Genomic DNA, 9,331 nt, shown 5'->3' with positions numbered 1-9,331 from the left:
AGATGGCAAGAGATTTAAAATTCACAAGAAACATAGGTATCGCTGCACATATTGATGCAGGAAAAACGACAACTACAGAGCGTATCCTTTATTATACAGGGGTTTCACATAAAATTGGTGAAGTACATGATGGTGCTGCAACAATGGACTGGATGGAGCAAGAGCAGGAAAGAGGTATTACAATTACTTCTGCTGCAACCACTTGTACATGGAATTTCCCAATGGAGAATGGACAACCAACTCCAGATACAAAAGGATATCACTTTAATATTATAGATACTCCAGGTCACGTTGATTTTACGGTTGAGGTAAACCGTTCTTTACGTGTACTAGATGGTTTAGTATTTTTATTCAGTGCAGTTGATGGTGTTGAGCCACAATCTGAAACGAACTGGAGATTAGCTGATAACTATAAAGTGCCTAGAATTGGTTTCGTTAATAAAATGGACCGTCAAGGCTCTAACTTTTTAGGAGTTTGTCAGCAAGTAAAAGATATGTTGAAATCTAACGCAGTGCCAATTGTATTAAACATTGGTGATGAAGCAGATTTTAAAGGGATCATTGATTTAGTAAAAAACAGAGCTATTGTATGGCATGACGAAACTCAAGGGGCAACTTTTGATGTTATCGATATTCCAGAAGAAATGAAAGCTGAAGCGCGTAAGTATCGTGCCCTTTTAATTGAAGAGGTAGCAACTTATGATGAAGATCTTTTAGAAAAATTCATGGAAGATGAAGATTCAATTACAGAAGAAGAAGTGCATGCTGCACTTAGAGCTGCTGTAATGGATATGGCTATCATTCCTATGATTTGTGGTTCTGCATTTAAAAATAAAGGGGTACAGTTCTTATTAGATGCTGTATGTCGTTACTTACCTTCTCCAACAGATAAAGAAGGAATTAGAGGAATCAATCCAGATACTGAAAAAGAAGAATTACGTAAGCCAGATGTAAAGGAGCCATTTGCTGCTTTAGCATTTAAAATTGCTACCGATCCTTTCGTAGGTCGTTTAGCATTTTTCCGTGCCTATTCTGGTCGTTTAGATGCAGGTTCTTATATCTTGAACAACCGTTCAGGTAAAAAAGAACGTATCTCACGTATCTACCAAATGCACTCTAACAAACAAAATGCTATCGATTTTATCGAAGCAGGTGATATTGGAGCAGCAGTTGGATTTAAAGATATCAAGACTGGTGATACCATGTCTGATGAAAAACATCCTATTGTTTTAGAATCTATGGACTTCCCAGATCCAGTAATTGGTATCGCGGTTGAGCCTAAAACTAAAGCAGATGTTGATAAATTAGGTATGGCTTTAGCGAAATTAGCTGAAGAAGATCCAACATTTACAGCAAGAACTGATGAGGCTTCAGGACAGACGATTATCTCTGGAATGGGTGAGCTTCACTTAGATATTATTGTTGACCGTTTGAAGCGTGAGTTTAAAGTTGAAGTTAATCAAGGTCAACCTCAAGTAGAGTACAAAGAAGCGATTACACAACGTGCTGAACACAGAGAAGTTTATAAGAAACAATCTGGTGGACGTGGTAAATTTGCTGATATCGTATTTACGTTAGAGCCAGCAGAAGAAGGAAAAGTTGGTTTAGAATTCGTTTCTGAAATTAAAGGTGGTAACGTTCCTAAAGAATTTATCCCTTCAATTGAAAAAGGATTCAAAATGGCAATGGTTAACGGACCATTAGCAGGTTACGAAGTTGATGCTATGAAAGTAACATTAACTGATGGATCTTACCATGATGTAGATTCTGATCAATTATCGTTCGAATTAGCAGCGAAGCTCGGATTTAAAAATTCGGCAAAAGCAGCTAAAGCGGTAATCATGGAACCAATCATGAAACTTGAAGTTATTACTCCTGAAGAAAACATGGGTGATATCGTAGGTGACTTAAACCGTCGTCGTGGTCAAGTAAGTGATATGGGTGACAGAGCTGGAGCAAAAACTGTAAAAGCGACTGTGCCATTATCTGAAATGTTCGGTTATGTGACAACATTAAGAACATTATCATCAGGTCGTGCAACATCAACAATGGAATTTTCACATTATGCTGAAACTCCTTCTAACATTTCAGAAGAGGTTATCAAAGCAGCTAAAGGCGTAGAAGCTTAAAACTAAAAGAAAATGAGTCAGAAAATTAGAATAAAATTAAAGTCTTACGATCATAATTTAGTTGACAAGTCTGCTGATAAGATTGTAAAAACAGTAAAAAGTACTGGTGCTGTAGTAACTGGACCAATTCCATTACCAACACACAAAAAGATTTTCACTGTATTACGTTCACCACACGTAAATAAGAAGTCTAGAGAACAATTTCAATTAAGCTCTTACAAGCGTTTATTAGATATTTACTCTTCATCTTCTAAAACAATTGATGCCTTAATGAAACTTGAATTACCAAGTGGCGTTGAAGTAGAGATTAAAGTGTAATGAAACTCCTGCTTACGTAGGAAGTAGAAATGTCCCACCGATGCGGTCGCGGGAAAAACGGTAAAAATACAATTCAAGGTCGAATGTATTTTCGGCCTTGAATTTTAATAAATAGTAATAATAAATAAATTAATAATTATGTCTGGGTTAATAGGAAGAAAAATCGGTATGACCAGCATTTTCGATGAAAATGGAAAGAACATTCCATGTACAGTAATCGAAGCTGGACCATGTATCGTTACCCAAGTCAGAACCGAAGAGGTCGACGGGTACAATGCCCTTCAACTTGGTTTCGATGACAAGACAGAGAAAAGTGCTACAAAAGCTGAAATTGGTCACGCCAAAAAAGCTGGTACTTCTGTTAAAGCAAAAGTCGCGGAATTTCAAGGATTTGAAGGAGATTACAAATTAGGTGATGCCATAACAGTAGAGCACTTTATCGAAGGTGAATTTGTTGATATTGCAGGAACTTCTAAAGGTAAAGGTTTCCAAGGTGTTGTAAAACGTCATGGATTTGGTGGAGTTGGACAAGCAACGCATGGTCAACACAACCGTTTAAGAGCTCCAGGTTCTATTGGTGCTGCTTCATATCCTGCGAGAGTATTCAAAGGAATGAAAATGGCCGGAAGAATGGGTGGCGAAAGAGTGAATGTTGAAAATTTAAGAGTCTATAAAGTAGTTCCTGAAAAGAACTTACTTGTGGTTAAAGGATGTGTTCCAGGACACAAAAACTCTTATGTAATTATTCAGAAGTAATGAAAGTAGCAGTTTTAGATATAAACGGAAAAGACACAGGTAGACAGGTAGACCTTTCTAAAGATGTGTTTGCTATTGAGCCTAATAATCATGCCGTATACTTAGATGTTAAGCAATATCTTGCTAACCAACGTCAAGGAACGCATAAGGCTAAAGAAAGAGCAGAAATTGCAGGAAGTACACGTAAGATTAAAAAACAAAAAGGTACAGGTACTGCAAGAGCAGGTAGTATCAAATCTGGTGTATTTAAAGGTGGTGGACGTATGTTCGGACCAAGACCTAGAAACTATAGCTTTAAATTGAATAAAAACCTGAAGCGTTTAGCACGTAAATCAGTGTTAACAATGAAAGCTAATGATAAAGATATCGTTGTATTGGAAGACTTCAATTTTGATGCTCCAAAAACGAAAAACTTTACAGCAGTATTGAAAGCACTTGATATTCAAGACAAAAAATCGTTGTTTGTGTTGGGTGCGTCAAATAATAATGTATATTTGTCATCACGAAATTTTAAAGGCTCTGAAGTTGTAACTAATTCAGAATTAAGTACTTATAAAATTTTAAACGCAAATAAATTAGTTCTTCTAGAGAGTTCTTTAGAAGGAATTGAATCGAATTTAAGTAAATAAGTAGACAATGAGTATCTTAATTAAACCTATTATCACTGAAAAAGCGACAACCAATAGTGAGTTGAATAACTGCTTTACATTTCAAGTGAACACCAAGGCGAACAAGGTAGAAATCAAAAAAGCAGTTGAAGCTGCTTATGGTGTCTCTGTTGAAAAAGTTCGTACTATAAATGTCCGTCCAGATCGTAGTACCCGTTATACAAAAACAGGTATTCAACATGGTAAAACAAATGCTGTTAAAAAAGCAATTGTACAACTGGCGGAAGGTGAAGTAATTGATTTATACACTAACATGTAATTAGACAAGAATGTCAGTAAGAAAATTAAAACCAATCACATCAGCTCAGCGTTTTAGAGTAGTTAATGGATTCGATGCCATTACTACTGATAAGCCGGAAAAGAGTTTACTCGTTCCGAATAAAAGATCTGGTGGTAGAAACAATCGAGGAAAAATGACCATGCGCCAAATTGGTGGAGGTCATAAAAGAAAGTATCGTATTATCGATTTTCAACGTAACAAAACTGGAATTCCTGGTGAAGTTATGTCAATCCAATATGATCCAAACAGAACAGCGTTTATAGCATTATTGAACTATCAAGATGGCGAAAAGCGTTACATCATTGCTCAAAATGGTTTGCAAGTTGGGCAAAATGTAGTGTCTGGTAAAGAAGGAATAGCACCAGAAATTGGTAATGCTATGCCATTAAGTGAAATCCCATTAGGTACTATCATTTCTTGTATCGAATTACGTCCTGGACAAGGAGCAGTAATGGCAAGAAGTGCAGGTGCATTTGCTCAATTAATGGCAAGAGACGGGAAGTTTGCTACAGTTAAATTACCATCAGGAGAAACACGAATGATTCTTTCTGAATGTATGGCAACTATTGGTGTAGTTTCTAACTCTGATCATCAGTTAACGGTTTCTGGTAAAGCAGGACGTACTAGATGGTTAGGTAGAAGACCAAGAGTAAGACCAGTGGTAATGAATCCAGTCGATCACCCAATGGGTGGTGGTGAAGGTAAATCTTCAGGAGGACACCCAAGATCTAGAAATGGTATTCCGGCTAAAGGTTATAGAACACGTTCTAAAACTAAAGCGAGTAATAAGTATATTGTAGAACGTAGAAAGAAATAATTGAGATAATATGGCACGTTCATTAAAAAAAGGACCTTACATCCATTACAAATTGAATAAAAAAGTTGAAGAGAATGTAGCTTCAAACAAAAAGACAGTAATCAAAACGTGGTCTAGAGCCTCAATGATTTCTCCAGATTTTGTTGGACAAACAATCGCTGTTCATAATGGTCGTCAATTTGTACCAGTTTATGTAACTGAAAACATGGTAGGTCATAAATTAGGAGAATTTTCACCAACACGATCGTTTAGAGGTCACGCAGGTGCAAAAAATAAAGGTAAAAAATAGTAGCTATGGGAAGTCGTAAAAAACAAATGGCAGACGCTATTAAGGAAGACAGAAAGAAAGTTGCATTTGCAAAGTTGAATAACTGTCCAACTTCACCAAGAAAAATGCGTTTAGTTGCAGACTTGGTAAGAGGAAAAGAAGCTGAAAAAGCATTACAAATCTTGAGATTTAGCCAAAAAGAAGCCTCACGTAGATTAGAGAAATTACTTTTATCTGCAATTGCTAACTGGCAAGCTAAAAATGAAGATGCTGATATTGAAGAAGCAGATTTATTTGTTCAAGAGATTAGAGTTGATGGCGGATCTATGTTAAAAAGATTACGTCCAGCACCTCAAGGTCGTGCACACAGAATTAGAAAAAGATCTAATCACGTAACTGTTGTGATTGGAGCTAAAAATAACACACAAGCTTAAATAGAGATATGGGACAAAAGACAAATCCAATCGGAAATCGTTTAGGAATTATCAGAGGATGGGAATCTAACTGGTATGGTGGAAATGATTATGGTGATAAACTTGCTGAAGACGATAAAATCAGAAAGTATATCCATGCTCGTTTATCAAAAGCTAGTGTATCTAGAGTTATTATTGAGCGTACGCTTAAACTTGTAACCGTTACTATCACTACTGCTAGACCTGGTATTATTATCGGTAAAGGTGGCCAAGAGGTAGACAAGTTAAAAGAAGAGCTTAAGAAAATTACTGGAAAAGAAGTTCAGTTAAACATCTTTGAAATTAAAAGACCTGAACTTGATGCGTTTTTAGTAGGATCAAGTGTTGCTCGTCAAATTGAGAATCGTATCTCTTACAGACGTGCAATCAAAATGGCAATTGCTGCTGCTATGCGTATGAATGCTGAAGGAATAAAAATTCAAATTAGTGGTCGTTTAAATGGTGCTGAAATGGCACGTAGCGAACATTATAAAGAAGGACGTATTCCTTTATCTACATTTAGAGCTGATATTGACTATGCTTTAGTTGAAGCACATACTACTTACGGTAGATTAGGTGTAAAAGTATGGATCATGAAAGGTGAAGTGTACGGAAAAAGAGAACTTTCTCCATTAGTTGGCTTGTCTAAGAAACAAGGTGGCAAGTCTGGAGGACGTGGTGGGAACAAATCTCGTCGTAGAAAGTAATTTTTAAAGAAAAGTAAAAATGTTACAACCGAAAAGAACAAAATTTCGTAAAGTCCAAAAAGGACGTATGAAAGGAAATACTGGAAGAGGACACACACTTTCGTATGGTATGTTTGGTATAAAATCTTTAGATTCTAATTTTTTGACTTCTCGTCAAATCGAAGCGGCTCGTATTGCTGCAACGCGTTACATGAAAAGAGAAGGTCAATTATGGATTAAAGTATTTCCAGACAAACCAATTACCAAGAAACCTTTAGAGGTACGTATGGGTAAAGGAAAAGGTGCTGTTGAATATTGGGTAGCTGTTGTGAAACCAGGTAGAATTATATTCGAAGTTGGTGGAGTACCTATCGAAGTTGCAAAAGAAGCATTACGCTTAGCAGCTCAAAAACTACCTGTGAAAACTAAGTTTTTAATCGCTAGAGATTACGAAGCATAATTTATTTGATATTATGAAACAATCAGAAATTAAAGAATTATCAGTAGCTGAGTTACAAGAGAAACTTAGTGAAACTAAACAGAGTTATGCAGACCTTAAAATGGCACATGCAATCTCTCCATTAGATAATCCAATTCAGTTACGTAACGTTAGACGTTCAGTAGCAAGAATTGCAACAGAATTAACTAAAAGAGAAATACAATAATTGTATTCTGGCTGAAAGATGGAAAAAAGAAATTTAAGAAAAGAGCGTATAGGAGTTGTTACGAGTAACAAAATGCAGAAATCAATCGTGGTTGCTGAAGTTAAAAAAGTAAAACACCCTATGTACGGAAAGTTCGTTTTGAAAACAAAGAAATATGTTGCTCACGACGAAACAAACGATTGTAACATTGGAGATACTGTAAAGATCATGGAAACACGACCTTTAAGTAAATCTAAATGTTGGAGATTAGTAGAAATAATTGAAAGAGCGAAGTAATTATGGTACAACAAGAATCAAGATTAAAAGTAGCTGATAACACTGGAGCAAAGGAAGTTTTAACAATCCGTGTTCTAGGTGGTACAAAAAGAAGATACGCTTCTATTGGAGATAAAATTGTAGTCTCAGTAAAAGATGCGACTCCTAATGGAAACATTAAAAAAGGAGCAGTATCAACAGCAGTAGTTGTTCGTACTAAAAAAGAAGTGAGACGTCCAGACGGATCTTATATTAGATTCGATGATAACGCTTGTGTCCTTTTAAATCCAACAGGAGAAATGAGAGGTACACGTGTTTTTGGACCCGTAGCTAGAGAACTTCGTGATAAGCAATTCATGAAAATTGTATCATTAGCACCAGAAGTGCTTTAATGACTAATAAAATGACAAAGTTTAAAATTAAATCAGGAGATACTGTACAAGTAATAGCTGGAGACCATAAAGGTACCGAAGGTAAAGTTCTTAAAGTATTAAAAGATAAAAACAAAGCCATCATTGAAGGTGTAAACATGGTTAAGAAACATACGAAACCAAGTGCACAAAACCCTCAAGGAGGCATTGTAGAGAAAGAAGCACCAATACACATGTCTAACTTATCGTTGTTAACTTCAAAAGGAGAAACAACTAGAGTTGGTTACAGAGTTGAAGGTGACAAGAAAGTAAGATTTTCAGTAAAATCAAATGAAGTAATATAGTTATGGCTTATATTCCAAGATTAAAACAAGAGTACAAGGACAAAGTAGTTTCTGCTCTTACAGAAGAATTCGGATATAAAAACGTAATGCAAGTTCCTAAACTTAAAAAGATCGTTATATCTAAAGGTGTTGGAGCTGCTGTTGCCGATAAAAAATTAATTGATCATGCAATTGATGAATTAACAATGATATCTGGTCAAAAAGCTGTAGCGACACTTTCTAAAAAGGATGTTGCCTCTTTTAAATTACGTAAAGGGATGCCAATTGGTGTGCGTGTGACGTTAAGAGGAGAGCAAATGTATGAGTTTTTAGATCGTTTAGTAACTTCAGCTTTACCACGAGTTAGAGATTTTAATGGTATCAAGGCAACAGGTTTTGATGGTCGCGGAAACTATAACTTAGGTGTTGTTGAACAAATTATCTTCCCAGAAATCAATATTGATAAAATCAATAAAATCTCTGGTATGGATATTACTTTCGTAACATCTGCAGAAACAGATAAAGAAGCAAAATCGTTATTAACTGAATTGGGTTTACCTTTTCAAAAGAACTAAGATATGGCTAAAGAATCAATGAAAGCCCGTGAGGTAAAAAGAGCAAAAACAGTAGCAAAATATGCTGAGAAACGTAAAGCTTTAAAAGAAGCTGGAGATTACGAAGCATTACAAAAGTTACCAAAAAATGCTTCTCCAATACGTCAACATAACCGTTGCAAGTTAACTGGAAGACCAAAAGGGTATATGAGAACTTTCGGTATTTCACGTGTAACATTCCGTGAAATGGCAAACCAAGGTTTGATTCCAGGTGTTAAAAAAGCATCTTGGTAGACCAAATCGTTTTATCGCGATTACAACAAGAATTATAAATTGGTTTTAGGTTCGACATCGTGTCGAAAACCACTACCGCAAATTAATATAAATGAATACAGATCCAATTGCTGATTACTTAACAAGAATCAGAAATGCAGTGAAAGCTAACCATAGAGTAGTTGAGATTCCTGCATCAAATTTAAAAAAGGAGATAACTAAAATCTTATTCGATCAAGGATATATTTTAAGTTATAAATTCGACGATTCTACTGTACAAGGTACTATTAAAATAGCCCTTAAGTACAACAAAGAAACTAAAGAGTCGGTTATCAAAAAAATTCAACGAATCAGTACACCAGGTTTACGTAAGTATGCTGGCGCTAACGAAATGCCAAGAATCCTTAACGGTTTAGGTATTGCTATTGTATCTACATCTCATGGTGTTATTACAGGTAAGCAAGCGCAACGCGAAAATGTAGGTGGTGAATTATTGTGTTACGTTTACTAATTTAA

The 9,331-nt window shown here is 35.8% G+C and carries 17 protein-coding genes; all 17 read left to right on the top strand.

Annotated features, from left to right (window positions below; all coding sequences use genetic code 11):
• The first annotated feature begins 2 nt into the window (after positions 1–2).
• The 17 genes from fusA (at position 3) to rpsH (ending at position 9,326) form a co-directional block, all read left to right on the top strand.
• Positions 3–2,129 (top strand): elongation factor G, encoded by a 2,127-nt coding sequence (fusA, locus tag N4270_RS13010; protein WP_204346318.1) that lies wholly within the window; start codon positions 3–5, stop codon positions 2,127–2,129.
• Between the two features lie 12 nt (positions 2,130–2,141).
• Positions 2,142–2,447 carry a 30S ribosomal protein S10 gene (rpsJ, locus tag N4270_RS13005; protein WP_007650482.1) on the top strand — a complete coding sequence of 102 codons (306 nt, stop codon included), beginning with the start codon at positions 2,142–2,144 and terminating at the stop codon, positions 2,445–2,447.
• A gap of 138 nt (positions 2,448–2,585) precedes the next feature.
• Positions 2,586–3,203, top strand: coding sequence for a 50S ribosomal protein L3 (gene rplC, locus N4270_RS13000; RefSeq protein ID WP_204346317.1), 618 nt, complete (start codon positions 2,586–2,588; stop codon positions 3,201–3,203).
• Positions 3,203–3,832, top strand: coding sequence for a 50S ribosomal protein L4 (gene rplD, locus N4270_RS12995; protein WP_260097709.1), 630 nt, complete (start codon positions 3,203–3,205; stop codon positions 3,830–3,832). Before rplC ends, rplD begins: the two co-directional genes overlap by 1 nt.
• Positions 3,833–3,839: 7 nt before the next feature.
• On the top strand, positions 3,840–4,130 hold the full coding sequence (rplW, locus tag N4270_RS12990; protein ID WP_204346315.1) for a 50S ribosomal protein L23: 291 nt from the start codon (positions 3,840–3,842) through the stop codon (positions 4,128–4,130).
• Positions 4,131–4,140: 10 nt separating this feature from the next.
• Positions 4,141–4,968, top strand: coding sequence for a 50S ribosomal protein L2 (gene rplB / locus N4270_RS12985; protein ID WP_260097708.1), 828 nt, complete (start codon positions 4,141–4,143; stop codon positions 4,966–4,968).
• Between the two features lie 10 nt (positions 4,969–4,978).
• A complete protein-coding gene (rpsS, locus tag N4270_RS12980; RefSeq protein ID WP_260097707.1) occupies positions 4,979–5,257 on the top strand; it encodes a 30S ribosomal protein S19 in 279 nt (92 codons plus the stop codon).
• A gap of 5 nt (positions 5,258–5,262) precedes the next feature.
• Positions 5,263–5,670, top strand: a complete 408-nt coding sequence (rplV, locus tag N4270_RS12975; RefSeq protein ID WP_260097706.1) for a 50S ribosomal protein L22 — start codon at positions 5,263–5,265, stop codon at positions 5,668–5,670.
• A gap of 8 nt (positions 5,671–5,678) precedes the next feature.
• A complete protein-coding gene (gene rpsC / locus N4270_RS12970) occupies positions 5,679–6,395 on the top strand; it encodes a 30S ribosomal protein S3 (RefSeq protein ID WP_260097705.1) in 717 nt (238 codons plus the stop codon).
• 19 nt (positions 6,396–6,414) lie between these two features.
• A complete protein-coding gene (gene rplP, locus N4270_RS12965; protein WP_260097704.1) occupies positions 6,415–6,834 on the top strand; it encodes a 50S ribosomal protein L16 in 420 nt (139 codons plus the stop codon).
• Between the two features lie 13 nt (positions 6,835–6,847).
• The gene (gene rpmC / locus N4270_RS12960; RefSeq protein WP_260097703.1) at positions 6,848–7,039 is read left to right on the top strand and encodes a 50S ribosomal protein L29; all 192 of its coding nucleotides are present in this window, start codon (positions 6,848–6,850) and stop codon (positions 7,037–7,039) included.
• An 18-nt stretch (positions 7,040–7,057) separates the two neighbouring features.
• Complete coding sequence (rpsQ, locus tag N4270_RS12955) at positions 7,058–7,315, top strand: 30S ribosomal protein S17 (protein WP_006988541.1); 258 nt, start codon at positions 7,058–7,060, stop codon at positions 7,313–7,315.
• A gap of 2 nt (positions 7,316–7,317) precedes the next feature.
• The gene (gene rplN, locus N4270_RS12950; RefSeq protein WP_040248536.1) at positions 7,318–7,686 is read left to right on the top strand and encodes a 50S ribosomal protein L14; all 369 of its coding nucleotides are present in this window, start codon (positions 7,318–7,320) and stop codon (positions 7,684–7,686) included.
• A gap of 11 nt (positions 7,687–7,697) precedes the next feature.
• Positions 7,698–8,009, top strand: a complete 312-nt coding sequence (gene rplX, locus N4270_RS12945) for a 50S ribosomal protein L24 (RefSeq protein ID WP_260097702.1) — start codon at positions 7,698–7,700, stop codon at positions 8,007–8,009.
• 2 nt (positions 8,010–8,011) lie between these two features.
• Positions 8,012–8,563, top strand: coding sequence for a 50S ribosomal protein L5 (gene rplE / locus N4270_RS12940; protein ID WP_260097701.1), 552 nt, complete (start codon positions 8,012–8,014; stop codon positions 8,561–8,563).
• 3 nt (positions 8,564–8,566) lie between these two features.
• Positions 8,567–8,836: a 30S ribosomal protein S14 gene (rpsN, locus tag N4270_RS12935; RefSeq protein WP_092579393.1), complete on the top strand. Its 270-nt coding sequence runs from the start codon at positions 8,567–8,569 to the stop codon at positions 8,834–8,836.
• 91 nt (positions 8,837–8,927) lie between these two features.
• Positions 8,928–9,326 (top strand): 30S ribosomal protein S8, encoded by a 399-nt coding sequence (rpsH, locus tag N4270_RS12930; protein WP_260097700.1) that lies wholly within the window; start codon positions 8,928–8,930, stop codon positions 9,324–9,326.
• The last annotated feature ends 5 nt before the right edge of the window (positions 9,327–9,331 follow it).

The sequence above is a fragment of the Psychroserpens sp. SPM9 genome, from assembly GCF_025153525.1.
In the GTDB taxonomy this organism is placed as follows: Bacteria; Bacteroidota; Bacteroidia; order Flavobacteriales; family Flavobacteriaceae; genus Psychroserpens.
Note: the sequence above shows the minus strand (reverse complement) of the source record. Positions and strands in the feature narration are given on the sequence as shown.

Bases quoted from the DNA above. Each gene is read 5' to 3' on its own strand.
- fusA (WP_204346318.1), top strand. From the start codon at position 3: ATGGCAAGAGATTTAAAATTCACAAGAAACATAGGTATCGCTGCACAT.
- rpsJ (WP_007650482.1), top strand. From the start codon at position 2,142: ATGAGTCAGAAAATTAGAATAAAATTAAAGTCTTACGATCATAATTTA.
- rplC (WP_204346317.1), top strand. From the start codon at position 2,586: ATGTCTGGGTTAATAGGAAGAAAAATCGGTATGACCAGCATTTTCGAT.
- rplD (WP_260097709.1), top strand. From the start codon at position 3,203: ATGAAAGTAGCAGTTTTAGATATAAACGGAAAAGACACAGGTAGACAG.
- rplW (WP_204346315.1), top strand. From the start codon at position 3,840: ATGAGTATCTTAATTAAACCTATTATCACTGAAAAAGCGACAACCAAT.
- rplB (WP_260097708.1), top strand. From the start codon at position 4,141: ATGTCAGTAAGAAAATTAAAACCAATCACATCAGCTCAGCGTTTTAGA.
- rpsS (WP_260097707.1), top strand. From the start codon at position 4,979: ATGGCACGTTCATTAAAAAAAGGACCTTACATCCATTACAAATTGAAT.
- rplV (WP_260097706.1), top strand. From the start codon at position 5,263: ATGGGAAGTCGTAAAAAACAAATGGCAGACGCTATTAAGGAAGACAGA.
- rpsC (WP_260097705.1), top strand. From the start codon at position 5,679: ATGGGACAAAAGACAAATCCAATCGGAAATCGTTTAGGAATTATCAGA.
- rplP (WP_260097704.1), top strand. From the start codon at position 6,415: ATGTTACAACCGAAAAGAACAAAATTTCGTAAAGTCCAAAAAGGACGT.
- rpmC (WP_260097703.1), top strand. From the start codon at position 6,848: ATGAAACAATCAGAAATTAAAGAATTATCAGTAGCTGAGTTACAAGAG.
- rpsQ (WP_006988541.1), top strand. From the start codon at position 7,058: ATGGAAAAAAGAAATTTAAGAAAAGAGCGTATAGGAGTTGTTACGAGT.
- rplN (WP_040248536.1), top strand. From the start codon at position 7,318: ATGGTACAACAAGAATCAAGATTAAAAGTAGCTGATAACACTGGAGCA.
- rplX (WP_260097702.1), top strand. From the start codon at position 7,698: ATGACAAAGTTTAAAATTAAATCAGGAGATACTGTACAAGTAATAGCT.
- rplE (WP_260097701.1), top strand. From the start codon at position 8,012: ATGGCTTATATTCCAAGATTAAAACAAGAGTACAAGGACAAAGTAGTT.
- rpsN (WP_092579393.1), top strand. From the start codon at position 8,567: ATGGCTAAAGAATCAATGAAAGCCCGTGAGGTAAAAAGAGCAAAAACA.
- rpsH (WP_260097700.1), top strand. From the start codon at position 8,928: ATGAATACAGATCCAATTGCTGATTACTTAACAAGAATCAGAAATGCA.